At 68.2% G+C, this 19,104-nt stretch carries 20 protein-coding genes and 1 tRNA gene; 7 read left to right on the top strand and 14 right to left on the bottom strand.

Going from position 1 to position 19,104, the window contains the following annotated elements; translation table 11 throughout:
* Positions 1–9 precede the first annotated feature (9 nt).
* Positions 10–360 carry a lipopolysaccharide assembly protein LapA domain-containing protein gene (locus IEY31_RS06925; RefSeq protein WP_188970365.1) on the bottom strand — a complete coding sequence of 117 codons (351 nt, stop codon included), beginning with the start codon at positions 358–360 and terminating at the stop codon, positions 10–12.
* Positions 361–518: 158 nt separating this feature from the next.
* Positions 519–1,727, bottom strand: a complete 1,209-nt coding sequence (locus IEY31_RS06920) for an outer membrane protein (RefSeq protein ID WP_188970363.1) — start codon at positions 1,725–1,727, stop codon at positions 519–521.
* 458 nt (positions 1,728–2,185) lie between these two features.
* Between IEY31_RS06920 and IEY31_RS06915 the strand changes: the two genes are divergently transcribed.
* Positions 2,186–2,983 carry an enoyl-CoA hydratase-related protein gene (locus tag IEY31_RS06915; RefSeq protein WP_188970361.1) on the top strand — a complete coding sequence of 266 codons (798 nt, stop codon included), beginning with the start codon at positions 2,186–2,188 and terminating at the stop codon, positions 2,981–2,983.
* Positions 2,976–4,073 carry a phosphohydrolase gene (locus IEY31_RS06910; protein WP_229723382.1) on the top strand — a complete coding sequence of 366 codons (1,098 nt, stop codon included), beginning with the start codon at positions 2,976–2,978 and terminating at the stop codon, positions 4,071–4,073. The genes IEY31_RS06915 and IEY31_RS06910 overlap by 8 nt, the downstream gene beginning before the upstream one ends.
* Positions 4,074–4,167: 94 nt before the next feature.
* Here the strand turns inward: IEY31_RS06910 and IEY31_RS06905 are convergent, their stop codons facing one another.
* Complete coding sequence (locus IEY31_RS06905; RefSeq protein WP_188970359.1) at positions 4,168–4,491, bottom strand: hypothetical protein; 324 nt, start codon at positions 4,489–4,491, stop codon at positions 4,168–4,170.
* A gap of 133 nt (positions 4,492–4,624) precedes the next feature.
* Here IEY31_RS06905 and IEY31_RS06900 point away from each other — a divergent pair, with 133 nt between their 5' ends.
* On the top strand, positions 4,625–5,095 hold the full coding sequence (locus tag IEY31_RS06900; protein WP_188970357.1) for a transcription elongation factor GreA: 471 nt from the start codon (positions 4,625–4,627) through the stop codon (positions 5,093–5,095).
* Positions 5,096–5,113: 18 nt separating this feature from the next.
* Here IEY31_RS06900 and IEY31_RS06895 read toward each other — a convergent pair whose 3' ends face one another.
* The 3 genes from IEY31_RS06895 to prfA are packed head-to-tail and all read right to left on the bottom strand — an operon-like array spanning position 5,114 to position 7,390.
* Entirely contained in the window at positions 5,114–5,770 is a 657-nt protein-coding gene (locus IEY31_RS06895; protein ID WP_229723381.1) for an adenine nucleotide alpha hydrolase, read from the bottom strand.
* A gap of 14 nt (positions 5,771–5,784) precedes the next feature.
* Positions 5,785–6,279, bottom strand: a complete 495-nt coding sequence (locus tag IEY31_RS06890; protein WP_029477923.1) for an NUDIX hydrolase — start codon at positions 6,277–6,279, stop codon at positions 5,785–5,787.
* On the bottom strand, positions 6,266–7,390 hold the full coding sequence (gene prfA / locus IEY31_RS06885; protein ID WP_188970353.1) for a peptide chain release factor 1: 1,125 nt from the start codon (positions 7,388–7,390) through the stop codon (positions 6,266–6,268). Before prfA ends, IEY31_RS06890 begins: the two co-directional genes overlap by 14 nt.
* A 209-nt stretch (positions 7,391–7,599) precedes the next feature.
* Between prfA and IEY31_RS06880 the strand changes: the two genes are divergently transcribed.
* Positions 7,600–8,562 (top strand): homoserine dehydrogenase, encoded by a 963-nt coding sequence (locus tag IEY31_RS06880; protein ID WP_188970351.1) that lies wholly within the window; start codon positions 7,600–7,602, stop codon positions 8,560–8,562.
* 281 nt (positions 8,563–8,843) lie between these two features.
* Here the strand turns inward: IEY31_RS06880 and tsaE are convergent, their stop codons facing one another.
* The 4 genes from tsaE to IEY31_RS06860 form a co-directional block, all read right to left on the bottom strand.
* Positions 8,844–9,287, bottom strand: a complete 444-nt coding sequence (tsaE, locus tag IEY31_RS06875) for a tRNA (adenosine(37)-N6)-threonylcarbamoyltransferase complex ATPase subunit type 1 TsaE (protein WP_188970349.1) — start codon at positions 9,285–9,287, stop codon at positions 8,844–8,846.
* An 11-nt stretch (positions 9,288–9,298) separates the two neighbouring features.
* On the bottom strand, positions 9,299–11,092 hold the full coding sequence (locus tag IEY31_RS06870) for a hypothetical protein (RefSeq protein ID WP_188970348.1): 1,794 nt from the start codon (positions 11,090–11,092) through the stop codon (positions 9,299–9,301).
* A gap of 67 nt (positions 11,093–11,159) precedes the next feature.
* Positions 11,160–12,752 (bottom strand): hypothetical protein, encoded by a 1,593-nt coding sequence (locus tag IEY31_RS06865; RefSeq protein WP_188970346.1) that lies wholly within the window; start codon positions 12,750–12,752, stop codon positions 11,160–11,162.
* A complete protein-coding gene (locus IEY31_RS06860; protein WP_229723380.1) occupies positions 12,749–13,453 on the bottom strand; it encodes a roadblock/LC7 domain-containing protein in 705 nt (234 codons plus the stop codon). Before IEY31_RS06860 ends, IEY31_RS06865 begins: the two co-directional genes overlap by 4 nt.
* A 194-nt stretch (positions 13,454–13,647) precedes the next feature.
* On the opposite strand from IEY31_RS06860, the gene IEY31_RS06855 reads away from it, so the two are divergent.
* Positions 13,648–13,724 (top strand) — tRNA-Arg (locus IEY31_RS06855).
* 169 nt (positions 13,725–13,893) lie between these two features.
* On the opposite strand, the gene IEY31_RS06850 is transcribed toward IEY31_RS06855, so the two are convergent.
* Complete coding sequence (locus IEY31_RS06850; protein WP_188970342.1) at positions 13,894–15,117, bottom strand: tyrosine-type recombinase/integrase; 1,224 nt, start codon at positions 15,115–15,117, stop codon at positions 13,894–13,896.
* A gap of 767 nt (positions 15,118–15,884) precedes the next feature.
* On the opposite strand from IEY31_RS06850, the gene IEY31_RS06845 reads away from it, so the two are divergent.
* Together IEY31_RS06845 and IEY31_RS06840 are read left to right on the top strand one after the other, a co-directional pair.
* Complete coding sequence (locus IEY31_RS06845) at positions 15,885–16,766, top strand: hypothetical protein (RefSeq protein ID WP_188970340.1); 882 nt, start codon at positions 15,885–15,887, stop codon at positions 16,764–16,766.
* A 149-nt stretch (positions 16,767–16,915) separates the two neighbouring features.
* Entirely contained in the window at positions 16,916–17,746 is an 831-nt protein-coding gene (locus IEY31_RS06840) for an SDR family NAD(P)-dependent oxidoreductase (RefSeq protein ID WP_188970338.1), read from the top strand.
* A 56-nt stretch (positions 17,747–17,802) separates the two neighbouring features.
* Here IEY31_RS06840 and IEY31_RS06835 read toward each other — a convergent pair whose 3' ends face one another.
* From IEY31_RS06835 to IEY31_RS18630, 3 genes are all read right to left on the bottom strand, one after another.
* Positions 17,803–18,414, bottom strand: coding sequence for an SOS response-associated peptidase (locus tag IEY31_RS06835; protein WP_188970336.1), 612 nt, complete (start codon positions 18,412–18,414; stop codon positions 17,803–17,805).
* Entirely contained in the window at positions 18,414–18,686 is a 273-nt protein-coding gene (locus IEY31_RS06830; protein WP_188970315.1) for a hypothetical protein, read from the bottom strand. Before IEY31_RS06830 ends, IEY31_RS06835 begins: the two co-directional genes overlap by 1 nt.
* Before the next feature lie 217 nt (positions 18,687–18,903).
* Positions 18,904–19,104, bottom strand: a 201-nt coding sequence (locus tag IEY31_RS18630) for a hypothetical protein (RefSeq protein WP_229723379.1), incomplete at its 5' end; no start/stop codon positions are given.

Below are 19,104 nucleotides of genomic sequence, written 5' to 3'. Positions count from 1 at the left end.
TTCTGCCGGTCATGCGGAGCGGCCCTCGGCAGGCTCTGGCAACCCGGACACCACCGGAGCCAGGGCCCCCAGCCGGGCTTGCAGGGTGGCAGTCAGCCGCTCCTCCACGGCCCGGCGCTCGCGGCGTTCCTGACGGCGGCGGCGGCGCTCCCGCCAGACCGGAGGCAGCAGCAGCAGCGCCGCGTAGGCCGCGCCGATCAGGGTAAAGACCGTGACTGTCACCCCAACCGACAGCGACAGCTCTCCCCGGCCCAGCGGCAGCGGCAGGCGCACCAGGGCTGTGTTTTCCAGCGTGACCAGAACCAGGTATGCCGCGATGGCCAGCAGCAACAGCACCTGGACAAACGAGATGAGGCGCATGGCCGCAGTGTAGCGCTGCTGGGCGGCAGTCAATGGAAATTGGCGCTGGGATAGGCGGCAGCGGGATGGGGCTGGACCTTCCCTGGTTGCTGCCTGAACAGAGGTCAAAAAAAGCCGCCCCGAATGGGGGGCGGACTTTACAGCTCAGGTGTTGAGGTTTAGAAGTAGAACTTCAGGCCGGCCTTGACGGCGCCGCTAAAGCCCTTGGTGTTGGCTGCTGCAGTGGCGTCGTTGCCCGGGGTGGTGCGAACGTCGCTCAGGCCCGTGCCGTAGCCCTTGTTGCTCAGGTAGTAGCGGCCGTTACCTTCCACGAACGCGGCGATGCTATCGGTGACGCGGTAGTCCACACCCACCAGCGCATTGACGTAGGTGTCGGTCGCGTTGGCCGTACCGACGCGCGCCTTGCTGCTGCTCAGGCCCAGACCCGCGCCCACGTAAGGGGTCAGGTTGCCCGAACCGATGTTATAGGTTGCGTTCACGTCGGCGTGAATGGCGTTGTAGCCGGGCTGGTACTGGGCCGACACCCGCGCACCGACCGGGCCGATCACATTGGTCGAACCGATCATGGCGCCAGCGGTCACGCAGAGGTTGATGTCCGCATTGCCCTTCTGGGCCTTATTCACACAGTTGCTAGTCTTGTCGACGAAATTGGCACCGCCGCTAATGCCGGCGTACAGCGTCTTGGCGCTGGCCATGCTCAGGTCGGTGGTGGGCTCGCCAATCACGACAGTGGTGCTGGGAGCAGGCGTGGCAGTGGGGGCGGGCGCGGGAGTAACCGTGGTGGTCGTTCCAGCAGGGCCAGCGGGGCCAGCAGGGCCAGCGGGGCCAGCAGGACCGGCAGGGCCAGCAGGACCGGCGGGAATGTTCTGCACGGCGGCTTCCAGCGCGTCGATGCGGGCGGTCAGCGCGGCGGTATCGGCACCAGCGGCGGCGTTGCCCATCTCGTTGATCTTGGCTTCCAGCGCGTCGATCCGGGCCTGCTGCTCAGCGTTCAGCTGCTCCAGGTCCGTCACGCGGCCCGCGATGGAGGCCAGCTCGGTGCTGACTTCCTGCATGCCATTGGCAATGACGGTCATGTCGTCCTGGCTCATGTCACAGGTGCTGAGGGCGCCGGTCTGCAGAAGACGGTAGAAAATCAGGGCAGCCTGGTAGCGGGTCAGGTTCTCGTTGCCGCGGAAGGTGCCGTCGGGGAAGCCCTGGATCAGTCCGCACTCGACAATCCGGTCCACGGCGTCCTTGGCCCAGTGACCGGCGGGAACGTCGGTCAGGGTCACAGGAACAGGGCTGGTGGCGGGCGCGGCAGTCTGCGCGCCGGCAACGCCGAGGCTCAGGGCAAGGGTGGAAATCAGAATAAGGGATTTACGCATGTGATGTTCTCCTAGAATGGTGGACAGGACCAACTGCTGAATGCTGAATACAGAGTTTTTCCTCCTGTTTCCTAATGCCACCGTAGAAGGCAGACGTGAGCGCTTTGTGAATTCGGCCACCCTTCCCTTTGGGCTTTTCATGAATTGGGTACGCCAGCTTGAACAAGCTTCAACAAATGAGCAGGCGATAAGTCGATAACTCCCCTGTCCAGAGGGAAGCAAGCCCGTATGAAAGGGCGCTTCAGGCATCGCCGGGTCTACCTTGCACGGCAACCTGATGGATCTTCATGAGTCCGGAGTCATTTGCCCTTTTCCTGGGTGGGCGTCTTATTCAGGTGCCACCACTCCAGGTCCCTGAACCCGTTCACTGAACAAACCGGTCCCGGGGATGCAGATGCGGGGCAAAACCAGAAGCTGTCCGCCATACCTTCTGGGCCGGCACATGTCAAAGTGGAGCCATGACGCAGCTGGATGAACTGGAATTCGAGAATGTGCAGATTGATCGCCACGGCCCGATTGCGGTCCTGACCGTCAACCGTCCCCGGGCGTTGAATGCCCTGAATGCCGAGACCCTGGGTGAGATCAGCGCGGCAGTTGACATGATCGTGGAGGACGCCGAGGTGGGGGCCCTGATCATCACCGGGGGCGGGGACCGGGCGTTTGCAGCTGGCGCGGACATCACCGAATTCAAGGCCCTGGACGGCGTGTATGCGGGCCGTGAGCTGTCGCTGGCTGGGCAGGACGTGATGCACCAGATTGCCACGCTGCCCATACCGGTGATCGCCGCCATCAACGGCTTCGCGCTGGGTGCCGGGCTGGAACTGGCCCTGGCCTGCGACATCCGGGTGGCGTCCACCCGCGCAAAGCTGGGGATGCCGGAGGTGACGCTGGGTCTGCTGCCGGGTTTTGGCGGCACGCAGCGCCTGTCGCGTCTGATCGGGGCGGGCCGCGCCCTGGACCTGATGCTGACTGCCCGGCAGGTGGAGGCAGAAGAGGCGCTGACCATGGGTCTGGTCAACTACGTGGCTGACGATGCCCTGAGCAAGGCGCGCGAGGTGGCCGAGGCCGTGTTGAAAAATGCTCCGATTGCCCTGTCGCTGGTCAAGGAGGCGGTGCGCCGGGGCCTGGACACCACCCTGGACGCCGGGCTGGAGGTGGAAGCAGACCTGTTTGGCCTGCTGGTCGCCACCAAGGACTTTGGCGAGGGCGTGGACGCCTTCCTGAACAAACGCCACGCGGAATTCCAGGGTGAGTGACGGCACGCGGCCCAACCAGCGGTTGTCGAGGCGGGCCGATCAGAAGTTCAAGCTGAGCGTGCAGGCCGGCACGGCGCAGGAGGTGGAAGGCGTCCACCACGGCCCGCCCCCCGCCACCCCGGCGGGCGAGCCCACCAGCCGCGTCGTGGAGTTCACCACGCCGCGCTCCAAGCTGATCGCCGAGGCCGACGCCGCCATCCGGGACGATCTGGAACACTTTCCGCGGGCGCTGGCCGCGTACGCGGCGCTGGCCAGTGACCCCGAGGCCCTGGCCCACTGGGACATGGCGAATTACATCACCATGCGCAAGCTGGGCTACAACGATCACGGGCGGGTGCATGCCTTCATCACCGGGGCCGCCAGCCTGGCCATCACCGAACTGCTGCTGGAGGGCGGGGTGAGGCCCGACATCATGGACTCCGGGGTGGGCGACGCCGACGATGTGTACCTGACGGTGATCCTGGGCACCATGCTGCACGACATCGGCAACCAGATTCACCGCGTCTCGCACGAGCAGCACGGCGTGGCGCTGGCGCTGCCGATCTTGGACCGGATCATGGGGCCGCTATACCCGGACCCGTTCAAGCGTGCCAAGGTGCGCTCGTTCATTCTGGGGTCCATCAACTCCCATGATCTGAATCCGCCGCCGCTAACGCTGGAAGGCGGGATTACCGCCGTTGCCGACGGCACCGACATCACCAAGGGGCGCGGGCGCAAGGCTTTTTCCTTGGGCAGCGTGGACATCCACTCGATCAGTGCGCTGGCGGTGGATGAGGTCGTGATCGAGCGCGGCCGCAACGTTCCGGTGCTGATCAGCGTGACCATGAACAATTCCGGCGGCATCTTTCAGGTGGAAGAGATTCTGGCCCCCAAGGTCATCCGCACCCCCATGCGCCGCTACGTGGAGTTGCGCGCCGCCACCCGGCCCGAGGGCGAGGAGCAGATCCTGTCGCGCGTGCGGCTGGACGGGGATCATTTTGTGATGGATCTGGAAAGCGGGCAGCAGGTGGCTGTCGAGGTAGAAGACAGCCAGAAACGCGCCCAGGAGGCCGTGGCGGCAGCGCTCGACATCGGGGTGGACAGCCGCTAGCGAGCGTTGCCCAGAGCGCAGAGAGATAGGGCAAATCCGGCGCATGGAACAGGGCTGTCCGGTCTTCTCTCCCTTTCCTGTGCTCGTGGGTGACCTACTGCTTGTCACCGGGCAGCGGGCGCTCGCGGGCCGGGCCGCCGTCCACCCCGCCGCTGCGGGCCTTGCCCTCGCCGCCGTGCTCCTCGCCGCCCAGGTCGCCGCCGGTCAGATTGTTGGGGTCGCCCTGCCGGACCTCACCGTCCCAGTCGCCCTGGATGCCGTCCATGAAGCCGGGCTGATCGTTGGGGTTGCTGCGGTTGGCCCGGGTGTCCCCGCGCAGCACGTCCTCGGCCACCATCTTGTCCTGCAGGATTTCGCGGTCCACGCCCCCGTCCTGCACCTCGCCCTTGATTTCGCGGTCATCGTCGTAACGGGTCATGGGGGTATCCTAGGCGTGCGGCGTCCCCCGGCGCTGAAGTGGCCCTTTACACAACCCTGATAGCCGCACAATCCCGACGGCCGCACAACACTGATGGCGGGGTTTGCCCGGCACACCGTATACTGGAAGTTCTATGACCCAGGAACGCATCACCATGACCCAGCGCGGGTACGACAAGCTGGCCGAGACCCTGCACCACCTGAAGACTGTTCGCCGCGAGCAGATCTCGGAGTACATGGGCACCGCCATCGCTGACGGGGACCTGCGTGAGAGCGCGGCCTACGATGAGGCGCGCATGCAGCAGAGCGAGAATGAGGCCCGCATCGTCGAGATCGAGAACCAGCTGGAACGTGCCCTGATCATCGAGGGAGACGCCAGCAAGGGCGCGGGCCTGGGCGCGAAGATCCGGGTCCGGGACGAGAAGGGCAACGAGCGCCACTTTGAACTGGTGGGCACCTATGAGGTGGACGTGCCGCAGGGCCGTGTGAGCGACGCCAGTCCCTTCGGGCAGGCGCTGGCCGGCAAGCGCGAGGGTGACATCATCACCGTGCAGCTGCCCAAGGGGACGGCCAAGTTCGAGGTGCTGTCGGTAGAGTACGACTGAAGCCCTGGCGCTGGGGCCTCAGGCCAGCACCAGATCCAGCGTCGCCACCCGCAAGTCCCCCTCGCCCGTGTGGTGAATGCCCGCCGGGCCAGGCACAAGCGTGAGGGGCCACGCAAAGTCCGGGCCGTCCACCAGCACCGTGTGGTACTCGCCGTTCTCGCCGCAGGCATCGGCCCCCAGCCCCTCGATCTCGGCCACCAGCGCGGCGTCCAGCGTCCTGCCCAGCAACTGTGCGGGCAGGGCGTCTTCCCTGACGGCGACGATCACTGCCCGGAACCCCAGGCCCAGCAGCCCGTCCACCAGCGCGCGGCGGGGTTCGAGCCACAGCGGCAGGCTGGCCCGCACCCCCGCCGCCGCGCAGACCTTCTCCTCCCAGTCGCGGTGGGCGGCCAGATCGATGTCACCGAAGACAGCAGACGTCGCGCCGTCCGCCCTCGCCCCGGCCAGCAGCGCCGTGAACCCGGCCTCGTAGGTGGCCCACCCGGCCCGCGCCGTGCGCAGCGGCACGCCCAGCGCCGCCGCCTGGGCCGCCAGCACCTCCGGGCGCAGGCCGTGCGAGCGCGAACGCTCCCCGGACTCGTCCAGCATGTTGATGACGGCAAGAGGAACGCCGCCTGCTGCCTTGGCGCGGTGAAAGGCCAGGGCGCTGTCCTTGCCCCCGCTCCACGAGGTCACGAAGCGCTCTCCCTTCACGGGCGCGGTTTCAGGGCCGGAATCCGCAGGCCGCCGCGCCCGTCCCAGCCCTTGAAGGCGTAGAAGCGGCCCGGCTCTCCGGTCTTGAGAAAGTCGCTGAGGGGTTCGCGCATGGGGGGGGACTCCAGTTTCTCCAGCGCCTCCTCGGGGGTGCAGAAGCGGGCCTCGACGATGAAGCCGTCGGGGTCGGCCGGGTTCAGCAGGCCGTCCCAGGTGGCCTCGAAGGCCACGGCGATGGCGCGTTCGCCCCGGCGCTCGTCCTCGATGTGCACGGTGTAGGCCATGTGCAGGATGCCGGTCAGCCGCAGGCCGGTTTCCTCGAAGATCTCGCGGTACAGCGCCTCGGGCAGCGTCTCGCCGTTCTCCACGACGCCGCCGGGCAGGGTGTGGCGCACGCGCCCGTGGCCCTGCCAGTCGTTGCCCACCAGCAGCACCCGCCCAAAGCGGTCCCGCAGGATGCCCGCCGCCACCAGCAGGTCACGCCGCGCCATGCTGCCCACTTCGGCCCGGCCCTGCGGCCTCGTCCTGACCGGCCATGTCCAGCAGCTGCCGCTCCCGCTCGGCGCGGGCCAGACCACCCACCACGGGGGCCAGCGCGCCGTTGATCACGCCGTCCAGCGGGTGGTTCTTGTCGTCGCCCTCCAGCCGGTGGTCGGTAACGCGGTTTTGCGGGTAGTTGTAGGTGCGGATCTTCTCGCTGCGGTCCCCGCTGCCCACCTGCGAGGCGCGTTCGCTGCGTTCCTGCGCGTCGCGGGCGGCGCGTTCGCGTTCGGCCAGCCGCGAGGCCAGCACAATCAGGGCCTTCTCGCGGTTCTTGATCTGCGAGCGCCCGTCCTGACACACCACCATGATCTCGTCGGGTGTGCCGGCGCGGTACACGGCCCGCACGGCGCTGTCGGTGGTGTTCACGCCCTGGCCGCCCGCACCCTGCGAACGGTACACGTCGATGCGCACTTCCGAAAGGTCCAGATGCACCTCGTCTTGTTCGGCTTCCGGCAGCACGGCCACGGTCACCGTGCTGGTGTGGATCCGGCCCGCCGACTCGGTGGCCGGCACGCGCTGGACGCGGTGGACGCCCCGTTCCCACTTGAAGGCGCGGAAGGCGGCGTCGCCCGTCACCTCCGCCACGACCTTGCTGGCCCCGCCCAGATCGCTCTCGTTGGCGTCCAGCACATTCAGCTTGAGGTTCAGGCCCTCGGCGTAGCGGGTGTACATCCGCAGCAGATCGGTCACGAACAGCCCGGCCTCCGCGCCGCCCGCGCCGGCCCGCAGTTCCAGAATCACGTCCTTGGCGTCGTCGGGATCGGTGGGCAGCAGCAGCACCTCCAGCTCGGCCTCGATCTCGGCCAGCCGCGTGCCGATGCTCTCGATTTCCCCGGCGGCCAGCTCCTTCATGTCGGGGTCGGCGAGCAATTCCCTGGCCCCGGCCAGATCGCTCTCCAGGCTGTCGCGTTCGCGCAGCAACGTGACCAGGGGCAGCAGTTCGCGGTGGCGGCGGGTCAGTTTGCCGTACTCGCGGCCGTCGGCCAGCGCCGCCGGGTCACCCAGACGGCGCTCCACCAGCCCGAATTCGGACTGGAGTTCCTGAAGGCGCGAACTCACGGCGCATACACGGCCCACGGCGCGAGACAGCGCGGCGGACTCCCGGCGGACGAGGCGTTCGTCAGCGGACGGACTCTTGACACAGGCAACATGCGGCGCAGTTTAGCGTCAGGGTGCAGGGCTGACCTGGAGGGAGGTCACAGGGCGGTCCCCCACCACACCTAACCCGGCCCCGTCCACAGGCTGCGCCCCGCGTTAGGGTTGGCCCTATGAGAACTGTCACCGTAGGCGTCCTGGGCAGCGGCACTGTCGGCCAGGATGTCCTGAACCTGATCCAGCGGCGCGAAAGCATGTTTGGCGATATGGGCGTCAGGATCGAGATCGCGGGTGTGCTGGTGCGCGACCTGGGCAAGGTGCGCCACGTCCCGCCGGGCACCCGCGTGACCACCGATCCCGCCTTCCTGCAGGAGTGCGGCATGGTCATCGAGGTGATGGGCGGCGTGGACCGCCCGCTGGAGATGCTGCTGCCGTACCTGCGCTCGGGGCGTCCCGTGATCACCGCCAACAAGGCGCTGCTGGCCGAGCGCTGGGACGTGCTGCGCGACTACGCGCTGGCCGGAAGCCTCTACTACGAGGCCAGCGTGATGGCCGGCACCCCGGTGATCGGCCCGATGAGCACCGTGCTGCGTGCCAGCACCTTCACCCGCCTGCAGGCCGTGTTGAACGGCACGTGCCTGTACATCCTGGGCCAGATGGAGCGGGGCAAGGACTACGCCGACGCGCTGGCCGGGGCGCAGGCATTGGGCTACGCCGAGACGCCGCCCACGCTGGACGTCGGCGGCTTCGACACCGCGCACAAGCTGGCGGTGCTGGCACGGTTCTGCGCCGACGGCAATTTCCCGTACAGCGCCGTGACGGTGCAGGGCATCGAGCACATCACCCCGCAGGACATCCAGGCGGCCCGCGCCGCCGGCGAGTGCATCAGGCTGGTGGCCGAACTGGAGCGGCAGGAGGGCGGCTGGCGGGCCACCGTCGCGCCGCAGCGCCTGCCGGACAGCCACCCGCTGTGTACCGCCGGGGCGGGCCGCAACGCCCTGGTCTACGAGGGCGAGGAATGCGGCACGCTGGTCTTCGCCGGGGGCGGCGCGGGCGGCATGATCACGGCCAGCGCCATGGTGGGCGATCTGCTGGACTGGGTACTGGGCTTTCCGGGGCATGTGCCGCTGCACTGAGGCCCCTCCCCTCGCCCCGGTGCCGGCCCTGCCCTCTCCGCCACTCAGAGCCGGAGGCGGCCACGGACAGGTAGCTGACGGCGGTTCAAGGTGCCGGCCGTAACAGCACAGGCTGTGCCTGGTGGCCCATTTCCCCGGACCACACCGACGGCCCAGCCCAGTTCCGAGAATCCCGATGATTCTGTCCCACGGCACCCTGGCCGCCTCCGAAGCCCATGCCGACGCCATTCGCAGATTTGCTGCGCCAGATTGCCCAAGCCATCCGGCAGACGGTCCACGCCTCACCGAACGCGCGTCACCCGCCGCCCGTTTTCCTCATCTGCCAGATGCTCCAGCCGCAGGATCGGCGCGGCTGGGTAGTCGGCGTACAGCCCCTCGCCCCACTCCACGACGCTCAGGCGGCTGCCCTCAATCAGGTCTTCCAGGTCCAGCTCGTACAGCTCCTGCACGTCGCGCACGCGGTAAGCGTCCACGTGCAGGACCCGGCCTGCCGGGGTGGGGTAGACGTGCATCAGGGCGTAGGTGGGACTGGTGACCGCCCCTGCAAAGCCCAGCGCGCCGATCAGCCCGGCGGTCAGCGTGGTCTTGCCCGCGCCCAGTTCGCCCTCCAGAAACAGCACGGAGGCGGGCGGCAGGGCCGCAGCGAGGGCCGCGCCGAAACGGCCCTGCTCCTCGGGGCCGCGCAGCAGATAGGAGTGACCGGGGTCAAGCGGAAGCGCAGGCATCGCCGCCGATGCTAGCGCCGGGTCCGGGTCACCCGCCACAACCCCTCGGTGTCCTGCTGCGCCTGCCAAAGGTGCTGGGCGGCGTGCATGGTCAGCTCGGTGATCCCCATGTCCTCGGCCAGCGTGATCATGTTGGTCAGCGGCACGGTGATTTCATCCCTGGGGCCGCTCAGGAGCATGCAACCCTGAAGTTCCCAGACCTCGGTGGGCGGCGCGGCCTGGCCCTCATCCTCTCTGCCGAACTCAAAGACATCCAGCAGCCCGCTCAGGGCGTCGTCGCCGAAGGTGGCGGTGACCTCCTGGGCAGCGCGGTACTCGGCCTGGGCCTCGGCCAGCAGGGTCACGGCGTCGTCCAGGGTCTGGGCGTAACGGGCGCGGGCCGCCGCACTCATCGGCCCCAGGCGGCGCTGGGCCCGCAGGGTGTCGGCCAGACGTCCCAGGCGCTGGGTGGTCTCGCCGGCCAGACCGCGCATGGCGTCGTATTCCGCCACGATGCGGTCCGCCCGACCGTCGAAGTCCTCGCGTTCCTGGGCAGCGGCGCCCATGTGACGTTCCACCACGGCCCACAGGGCGTCCAGATTCACCGGCTGCCCCTGTGCCAGCGCGGCCCGCGCCTGCGTGAGCAGCGGGACCAGTTCGGGGGCGGCGCCGGGCAGATCACGGGCGGTCCGCTCGATATCGAGCAGTTCGCGGCCCAGGCCCAGCCCCGCCGCGCCTTCCGGACTGGCCTGCAGCACGTCCAGCAGGGTCTTCAGCACGCGCAGTTCGTCGCTGGCCAGCGAACCGGCCTGCAGCAGGCGGCGGGCCGCGTCCAGCGACACGCGCACGTCCGCGTCTGCCGGATGATCGGCCAGCCCGCGCTCCAGGTGGTCCAGCTCCGCGCGTTGCGTGCCCAGCACCTCGGCCAGCACGCCGCGCAGCGTATCTCCCCAGGCCTGCACCGCCGCGTCGGTGAGCAGGTTGTCTCCGTTTCCCGCCCGCAGGGCGGCGAAGTGTTCGCGCAGGTCGAGGCGGACGGTCAGCAGCGGGGCGAACTCGCGCTCGGCGGCGTCCAGGGACTGCTGGGCGTGTTCGCGCTCCAGCTCCATCACGCGGGCCTGCGCGTCGGCGGCCCCGGCCCCGTCGGCCGTGCCCAGGCCCTTCACCACCGAGGACTCCAGCAGCTTGCGCAGGCTGTAGGTCAGGGTGCGGGCGCGGTCCACCTCACCGGGCAGCAGGGTGCCCTGTCCCTGGGCCTCGTCGATCTGGTTGATCAGGGTGTCGAGGCGGCGGACCTCGCGGTTGCCCAGGCCCTGCACCCGCGTGTAGACGTCGCGCAGCTCGGCCAGATCCTGCGCCTGCACCACCAGCCCTTCTTGCAGGCGGCGGTCCATCTGCGTGATCAGGTCGCGGCCCTCCTGCACCAGCGCCGCGACGTCACGGTTCTCCTGCTGTTCCTGGCGGGCCACGCCCAGCACGCCGCGCAGGCGCTGGGTCTCGGGCCAGTCGAAGTACAGCGCGAAGCGGCGGGCGTGATCTTCCAGCTCGTCCAGCGCGGCGTCGTTGAGCGGCATGCGCTCCTGGGTGGCCCGCGACAGTTCGGCCAGCACCTCGGAAACCCGGCGCTTGGCCAGCGGCGCTGGAATGCTCAGCTGCAGCCGCTTGAAGACCTCGCGCTTCAGGACGTCTTCCAGGGTAGGGGGGTCCATGCTGTCGGCGGTGATGCCGCGCACGGCGGCGGCGTCCTGCAGAATGCGTTCCAGCGCCCGCGGCGAGATCAGGTCGCCCAGCATCTTGACCGGCAGCTGGTGCAGGCCTGCCGTCATGGTCGGAACACTGCGGTCAGGGCCAGCCGTTCAGGCAAGCCTGACCCTGTGCGCGGCCCCCGGCGCATCACAGGTCCTCGTCCCAGTCCAGGCCCTGGGCGGTCGCTGGCTCGGTTTGCGGCGCGGCGCGGCGGCCCAGCAGGCCGAACTGCTGACACAGCCCCCGGAAGCCGTAGATACTCAGGGCAATGGCCAGCGCCGCTGACAGGGCCCACAGCGGCAGTCCGTAGGCGTTCTGGGTCAGCGTGAAGTTGCTGGCCGCGCCCAGCACGCCGATGCCGGTCAGATCGCCGAGGGCCGCCAGCAGGCCGAACAGCCCCTCCAGAAAAACGGGCAGCAGCAGCAGGGCCAGCCCCACGGCGATGGCGCGCCAGTACGTGTTGCGCCCGCCGAAGGCCAGGCTCAGCAGGTACAGCGGCACCACCCCCAGCGCCGCGAGCAGCGCGAAGACCAACACCCGCAGCCAGCCCCCGAAACCGCTGGCCACCCCATCAGACACCTGGTCCAGCGTGCTGACCGGTTCTCCGGCGGCGCGGCGTTCCAGGGTGGTCAGGGTGGAGATCAGGCCCTGGACATCGTCCGGGCGCAGCGCGGTGCGCGTCTGGGCCGCGGCCAGATCGAACACCAGCGCGTCGTAGCCCGGTGTGCTGCGCAGAGGGGCAGGCGCGGTGGCCAGCGCCGTTCCCGCCTGCCCAAGCTGCTCGCGGGCCAGTGCGGGATCACCGTGGCCGGCGGCGGTGAGCGCCCGGCCCAGGGCGGCGTAGACCTCGCCCGCCGTGGCTGGACGCGCCGGCGTGCTGGCCGCAGGCGTGGGGGCGGGGGCCGGCGTCACGGCCCCGGCGTTCGGCCCTATGTCTGATTCCGTCGCTCCGGCTGCTGGCGTGGGTGGAGGTTTGACCACCTGATCGCCTGGCACTGAGGCCAGCGTCTTCAGGAACTGGGTGTTGCCGCGCCGCAGATCGGTGAGCGAGGCCTCCAGCGCCCCCACGTCGCCCTCCGTCAGCTGACGCAGCGCGTCACCGAACTGCGAGACCTTGAGACTCTCTGCCCCTGAGGCGTCCTGAACGGCGGTGAACCAGGACATGCCACGGGCCAGATTGACGTAGGAGGTGGGGGACTGCGTCGGCCGGGCAGCAGTCAGCGCCGCGCCGATTTCCCTCGCCGCCTCGCGCTGCAGCCGCCAGGCCACCCTGGACAGGTTGCCGTTCGCGCCATCCGCGCCAAGGGCCTGCGCTGGGGCACCACTCAGGCCGAACTCGTCGGCCAGCAGTCGAAGCTGCGCCGCGCCATTGGACGGCGCGCGCGCCAGCAGACTCAGGGTCTGGTCGTACAGCGCCTTGCGCATCAACCCGCGGGCCAGCAGCACCTGGGCTTCCAGTTCGGCGGGGCTGCGGGCCAGCGAACCGCGCGCGCGTTCCAGCGAACCCTGCAGGCCAGCCACCAGTTGCCGGTTCTGCAGGGTGGGGGCCAGCTGCTCCAGCGCCCCAGCGGCGGCGTCCAGGCGGGTCAGGGCCTCTGCCGCCGAGGTAGTGCGGGCAGTCACGGCGCCGTCCAGGCTGGACGCCAGCGCCTGGTAGGCCTTCAGATCCTGCGCCCCGGCCGAGCCCGCGCCCAGCAGGCCTGCCATCAGCAGCCAGCGTCCCAGTCCATGGCGGTTCATGCGGCCACCTGCAGGCCCTGCAACTCCACCAGCATCCGGCCCACGTTGGCCTGGGGCCCCACCACCACGGCCACACAGTACGGGCCCAGCGGCCGCATACAGATCGTGCATCCGCCCAGATCTGCCGACATCAGCCGCAGGGTCCGGCCGCCCAGCAGCAGCGCCGTGGCGGCTACCACCCCGCCCAGCCCGCCGGCCCCGGTCATGGACCGGCTCTGCAACACCTCGCCGCTGGCCCGGCACAGCATGACGCCCTGCACGCCCGAGAGACGGGCCAGCTCGCGCAGCAGTTCCTCCTGGCCTGCCGGGCCGCTCAGGTCGTAGGCGCGTCCCTGGCCCACCGGCATGTACTCGGGGTCGTCGAATTCGAAATCGTCGGCGCCCAGGGTCAGGTGGTCCAGCGACAGCCCGCTGGCGTCCGAGCGGTCGTCCCACGCGGCGAAGGGGGCCACCTGGGTCATCAGGGTGGGCGCTTTGGGGTACTCCGCCGCCACCAGCCGGGCCAGCGCCAGCAGCTCCTGGCGGGCGCGCGCCTCGGGCAGCACCATCGAGAGCCTTGCCAGCAGCGGCCCGGACAGAATGCGCTGCATGTCCTGGGCCGTCACGGTTTCGGGCTGCAGGCGCTGGTCGCGCAGCAGCGATTGCAGCATGGTCTCTGCCGCTCTGGCCGAGACGACACCCGACAGAGCATGAACAGTCATGGAATACACAGCGTTGTTCATCAAGGAACCTCTAGGGGAAGTGTAGGCAAATCCGGCTTACATTTTTCTCTCAGCCCTGTTCGTCACGTCTGACGCCCAGCGTCCCCTTTGCTATACTCCCTGCCGGTTCCGTCTGGCCCCTGACAGGCCGGTCCTGCCCCCCATACAGTCTTTGCGGCCGGCCCGCGCCACCGGCACTCGTAGCTCAGTTGGATAGAGCGGCCCCCTCCTAAGGGGCAGGCCACTGGTTCGAATCCAGTCGAGTGCACCACGCCCAGGACGACAAAATCCCCCTTTTTCGAGGGGGATTTTATCGTGACGTGACAGACGCGTGACAAACCGCCCCTCTTTCGCTCCGTTGAGATCATCAGCCAAATCGAAGCCGGCCTGTCTCGCTGAGAGAGACAGGCCGGCTGTTGGTTGGCAGGGGACTTGATGACTCAATCCTTGGTGTCCCCGGGATTCTTGATCAGTTCGCTCAGGTTCAGGGCCCAGCGTTTATGTTCATCAGCGAACACGGTGCGGTAGAAATCGGCCGTGGTGCTGGGACGGGCGTGCCCCAGCTTCTGGCTGACGACTTCTACAGGCGCGCCAGCACGCAGCATCAACGATGCATATGTGTGGCGCAGCACGTGATTGTTGATGACCTTCTCAATGCCTGCCTCAGTGCCAAGGCGCTTGAGGTGGCGCAGCAGAACGTCGGGATAGAGCCGGGTTCCGCAACGTGCCGTGAACACGTAACCGCTGTTCTGCCAGGGCCGGGCACGTGACTTGGCCTTCGCATGGCCCTGCATGGGTCCAGGGAGCAGGGTGTCACGTTCCTTGACCTGGATCGCCCGCTGACGGTGAAGGCAGTCCATTGCCTCCGCGGTCAACTTCAGCGGGCGCACGCTCAGCGGACTTTTGGTCGCGTCCACATCCGCCTTTCCGTTCACGACAACCACGCCCTCCTTGATTCGGACCGTGCCCTTGTCCAGGTCGACGTGCTCCCACTTCAACCCGCAGATTTCCGCGCGCCGCAGCCCCGTGTGCAGGAAGAATTCAAAAATAACGCCCCAGCGGTCTTGCCGCAGGACCGGCAGCAGCCGGTCCACCTCTTCAGCCGTCAGGGCCTTGTCAACGACACCGTCACCAGGCTGACGGCGCGGCAGGGTCGGCCGGATCCTGGACGCCGGGTTCCTGATGATCAGGTCCAGCCGCAGGGCGTGCTCCAGCGCCGCGTGCAGGATGTTGTGCACCTGACGCTGGGTGTCCCCGAGGCCCTTCGTGGTCAACGCGTTGTACAGCCCCTGCAGGTGGAGCGCCGAGAGCTTCTGCAACGGGATCTGACCGATCTGGGGGTTGATGTGCAACTCGATCAGTCGGCTGTAGTTGTGCACGGTCTTCCGCGCCAGTCCGGGCCGCTTGGTCTCCAGCCAGGTGTTCAAGTACTCCGCCATCGTCACTCGGCTGGGTTCTGGAAGATTGCCCTTTTGATAATCGGCATTCACCAGATCGATTGCCTGCTGGGCCTCCGCGCGGGTGGACGCAGTGCCCGTCCTGGTATACGGGGTGCCGTCGGGTCGGCGCAGCATAGTGCGCCAGCGGTACCTCCCGCTGGGCAACCGGTCAATGCTGCCCCGCCCATTTTCCTTCTTTGTCGCTTTTGCCTTCTTGCGGGGCATGGTGCCCTCCTTCGGTCTGGAACGCGATACGTTGGCCACGCCTGAAGCAGGTGTCTGATTGTCGTCGTGACGCACCACCTATGCTGCACCACTGGTCCTGTGGCGCCTTCCATAAAATCATGCTCGTCATGTTCCCTGGCTGCCCGCGGTATCGCTCTGGATTTGCGCTGGGCGCATCATTTTTCTGTATCGGCTGCAGTGCATTTCAGACGACCTCGGGGCCTTTGCGTATCTCGCCAGATTACGCGCATGCGTTCTTTCAAAGCTGTTCCGTGCCTCGTCTGCCGTCCTGTCCACGCGCCCTGCAAGGCACCCTGTCCCGAGGCCACTTCCGCCTCGTGTCTCCCCATTGTCCAGATGGACCAGGTCTGGAACCTGGCATGCGGACTCTGAAGCGATCAGGCCACCATTCCCGAAGCGTACGTGCCGCGCACTTGTCAATGAGGCCCGTCCCAGGGGGCGCACACCCTTTGTGGAAGCCAAGGACGCTGCTGTCCGCGTTTTCGTTCAGCAGGCGTCACGTTACCTGGACGAAAGGCCATGTCCACTCCGGGTGTGCGGTGAGCCTACCCGGCGCGTACCGGTTGGCAGCCACAGGCTGGAGGTGGACGTCTATCGGAGATGCATAGCCGGAGGTAGAACTGCTGATCACAGCTCGTGCGCTCTCACGAGAACGCGTTCTGAGTTGGTGGTGATGTTCGGGGCGGATATGGGACCTTGGATCTTCAATGAATTCCCTGAACCTCCATTCCCTATCGACCCTCCAGATGGCCACGGCCACCACCATCCGTGGCGGCGGATCGCCGGCCTCCGCGCTGTTCGACCTGCTGGACAATGGTTCCCGCGCGGCTCCAGACAGCGTCCGGGAGGTGCTCGCCTTCGCTCAGCAGGCCCTGGGACCCACCTTTGATCTGCCGGCCCGCCTGCAGCGCGCGGCCGCCGAACTCGACGCTGCGGTGCAGCGCGCGGACCAGGTCCAGCTGCACGTGCTCGATCACCACGCCCTGTTCCTCGCCCACCAGACGGTGGCCCGGATCACGCGCCACGTGCTCGACGACGTGGAGTGGCAGGCGCTGGTGCGGGGGGGCGGGGACGCGGTAGCTGAGCCCAATCCTCCTTACGAGGCCCTGCTGCGGCATGCGGGCGTCCTGGAGGCGGCGGCTCTGCTCACCCGCGAGTCGCTTGCCCTGGCCGGCCGGGCCTTCGGTGCCGCCGTCAGCCATGGTCCAGAGGGGACCTACGCGATACCTGAGGCGACGTTGATGGAACGTGATCTCGAACATGACACCGTCGCCGACCTGGACCTGCGTCTGGCGCTGGTGCTGCTGGGCGAGGAGGTGCCCATGACCCCGGACCGGCTGCTGGAGTGGTGCAGGGCCCATCGTCCGGGCGTGCTGGGCTACGGGCAGCAGGTGGCGCAGGCCCTTTGGGGGATGGGAGAGGGTCTGGTCCCGTGCTGCGAACGGGTCAGCGCCCTGCTGCGCGAGACGCTCCGGGCCAGCGGGGCGGTGATGCTCTCGCTGGACACACCGACCACACCGACGCCGCGCTGCGCCGTGTCCGGACTGGCCGTGCAGCTGGTGCTGCAGTCCTTGTCAGACAAAGAATTCCAGGCGGGGCTGAAGGCGGGATGGGTGGTGACTTCCTGAGGGGTCACGCCCGGGTCCGGCGCGTCCCGGTTGGCCGCCACAGGCTGGAGGTGGACGTTCATCGGAGACGCGCAGCCGCTTCTCATCTTCAGGGCACGAGGCGGCGGCGGCGGCTGGTGGACTGTGGCTGGAGCGGCGACACTTCCCACATGTCGAGTTACCGAGACGACGGAGCCGAGCTCCTGCTGCCTGCCACCCATTCCGCGCCCGGTACGCCCACGCCGGGGGGCCGCCGGGCGCCCCTGACCACAGGGATCGGCCCCCAAGACGTGTCGGGGAAGGTCGCGGTCGTGACGGGGGCGGGCAATGCCATCGGCGCCGCGACGGCGCTCGCGCTCGCGGCGCAGGGCGTGGCCGTGGTGCTCGTCGCGCGGCAGGAAGCGCATGTGCACGCCCTCGCGCAGCAGGTGCGGTTGGCCGGGGGACGCGCCGAGGTGGTGGCCGCGGACGTGACGGACGAGGCCCAGGCCCGGTTCGCCGTGAACCGTGCCGCCCACGCGTTCGGCCGGATCGACATCCTGGTGAACAACGCGGGATTGACCCTGCTCGGTCCGGCCACCGACACGACCGACTGGCGCGGCATGCTCGGCGGCGACGTGCTGGGGATGGTGCGGACCACCCAAGCGGCGCTGCCCTTCATGGCCACTTGGGGCATCGGGCGCATCGTGACCATTTCCTCGGTGACCCGAGAGGCCCTCGAGCTGGAGCTGTCCGCCACATCGGGCGCCGGGGACTTCGGTGACCAGATGCGCCGCCACGCCTGGAGGGACAGCGTCCGTTTCACGACCATGGGGCCGGACATGACCACGCCAGTCCCCTGTGTGGCCGCCCGGCACCGCACCCAGCCCATGAGCTGCCTGCGCCCTGAGGCCATTGCCCAGGCCGTGAGTTCCGTCGTTCGCCTGACCGACTTGATTTCCCTGAACAGCCTGCAGTTGCTGTCGCCCGCCCAGGTGGCCTACCTGGACCAGCAAAGATAGAGAACCCGCCCAGCCCACTCCATTCCCCTTCCACGCTCTATAGGGCTCAAAAGGCCTCACACGGGCGTGATGGTCAGGATGCGCGGCTGCCAGCTGCTCAGGGCCGCCGTGCGTGCCTGGTACGGGGGCGCGTCCAGCCACGCGTCGATGTCCTTGGTCAGCAGCAGGGCCGGCATGCGGTCATGCACCTCCCCCAGATCTGGTGTCGGGGGCCGGGTCACGATGGTGCAGCTCTCCAGCAGCCCGTCCGGCGTCACGGTACGGTTCCACAGCCCGGCCACCAGCAGCGGCTTGTCGTCCTTGCGGGAAATCCTGACCCGGGTCTTGACCCCTGCGCGCACCGGCCACTCCCAGAAGCCCGCCAGCGGAATCACGCAGCGCTGGCTCTGGAAGGCGGCCCGGAACATCGGCTTATCCTCCAGGCTCTCCACGCGGGCGTTGAACGTGGCGTACCGCCTGGCCTCGTCCAGCGACATGCGCGCAGGCACCAGGCCCCAGCGCCCGTAGGGCGCGTCAAAGCCCCCGGTAGCGCGCCGCACGAAGCGGATCGGATCGGTTGGGCACACCTCGTCGCGCTTGACCTCCGGCTCCCAGCCCAGCGGCCCGAACAGCTCGCCCAGCGTCCGCCAAGCCGGGGGGCCAAAATTGTCGTCAGCCCGTCCGCACATCAGCTCACACCGTTCAGCTGCAGCCACGCCAGGCTGAAGAACGCAGCGTTGATGCGCGGCGTCAGGTCACGGCGCGCCAGGCGCAGCTCGGCCCGGTCCCACAGCCCGCAGTAATGGGCGATGGGGGAGCGCAGGGGCGTGGTGGCCATCCTGAGGGTCAGTACGCCACCGTATTCCTCGCCCAGACAGCGGCGCAGCTCGGTAAGGCCCTCGGGCACCGCGCTCCAGTCGGCGGGCACCACCAGGAGCAGCACAGGCTGAGGGGCGTTCATGGCCGCAGGCTAGGCCTGCAAGTGTCATGGCACTGTGACCGACTGGGCAGGGTCCGTGCCCCAGGCCGCCCACGTGCGCTCGACGAGACCGGGTGGGCCATGGGGTGCAAAGAAGAAGGCGGCCCCTGGGCCGCCTTGATTTCTTCAATCAAGCGTGGAAATCGCCGCCCGTCAAGGCTATGCAGGCTGTCCGAACCTTACGGCCGGTTACGGAAGATCAATTGGCGAGAACCTTAGCTTCTTCTTGCGCTATCGCCGTTCTAATATTTTCTCGCAGCCCAAGCATTTTGCCGATTGAATCCCAGATCACCTCTGATTTGTGCTCGTAGTAGCGATGAACCAGAACTGGAATGAACCCCTCGGACAGGACCACGGGCCAAGTCACTTCGCCCCGGTCAGCGGCTACGCTGACCAGACC

It is taken from the genome of Deinococcus aerolatus (genome assembly GCF_014647055.1).
Classification (GTDB): Bacteria; Deinococcota; Deinococci; order Deinococcales; family Deinococcaceae; genus Deinococcus; species Deinococcus aerolatus.
This window is presented reverse-complemented; position numbering and strand designations above follow the sequence as displayed.

Coding starts and splice junctions, on each gene's coding strand:
- IEY31_RS06900 (WP_188970357.1), top strand. CDS start 4,625: ATGACCCAGGAACGCATCACCATGACCCAGCGCGGGTACGACAAGCTG.
- IEY31_RS06860 (WP_229723380.1), bottom strand. CDS start 13,453: ATGACTGTTCATGCTCTGTCGGGTGTCGTCTCGGCCAGAGCGGCAGAG.
- IEY31_RS06840 (WP_188970338.1), top strand. CDS start 16,916: ATGTCGAGTTACCGAGACGACGGAGCCGAGCTCCTGCTGCCTGCCACC.
- IEY31_RS06835 (WP_188970336.1), bottom strand. CDS start 18,414: ATGTGCGGACGGGCTGACGACAATTTTGGCCCCCCGGCTTGGCGGACG.
- IEY31_RS06915 (WP_188970361.1), top strand. CDS start 2,186: ATGACGCAGCTGGATGAACTGGAATTCGAGAATGTGCAGATTGATCGC.
- tsaE (WP_188970349.1), bottom strand. CDS start 9,287: ATGCCTGCGCTTCCGCTTGACCCCGGTCACTCCTATCTGCTGCGCGGC.
- IEY31_RS06920 (WP_188970363.1), bottom strand. CDS start 1,727: ATGCGTAAATCCCTTATTCTGATTTCCACCCTTGCCCTGAGCCTCGGC.
- IEY31_RS06830 (WP_188970315.1), bottom strand. CDS start 18,686: ATGAACGCCCCTCAGCCTGTGCTGCTCCTGGTGGTGCCCGCCGACTGG.
- IEY31_RS06905 (WP_188970359.1), bottom strand. CDS start 4,491: ATGACCCGTTACGACGATGACCGCGAAATCAAGGGCGAGGTGCAGGAC.
- IEY31_RS06865 (WP_188970346.1), bottom strand. CDS start 12,752: ATGAACCGCCATGGACTGGGACGCTGGCTGCTGATGGCAGGCCTGCTG.
- IEY31_RS06845 (WP_188970340.1), top strand. CDS start 15,885: ATGGCCACGGCCACCACCATCCGTGGCGGCGGATCGCCGGCCTCCGCG.
- IEY31_RS06870 (WP_188970348.1), bottom strand. CDS start 11,092: ATGACGGCAGGCCTGCACCAGCTGCCGGTCAAGATGCTGGGCGACCTG.
- IEY31_RS06880 (WP_188970351.1), top strand. CDS start 7,600: ATGAGAACTGTCACCGTAGGCGTCCTGGGCAGCGGCACTGTCGGCCAG.
- IEY31_RS06850 (WP_188970342.1), bottom strand. CDS start 15,117: ATGCCCCGCAAGAAGGCAAAAGCGACAAAGAAGGAAAATGGGCGGGGC.
- IEY31_RS06890 (WP_029477923.1), bottom strand. CDS start 6,279: ATGGCGCGGCGTGACCTGCTGGTGGCGGCGGGCATCCTGCGGGACCGC.
- IEY31_RS06925 (WP_188970365.1), bottom strand. CDS start 360: ATGCGCCTCATCTCGTTTGTCCAGGTGCTGTTGCTGCTGGCCATCGCG.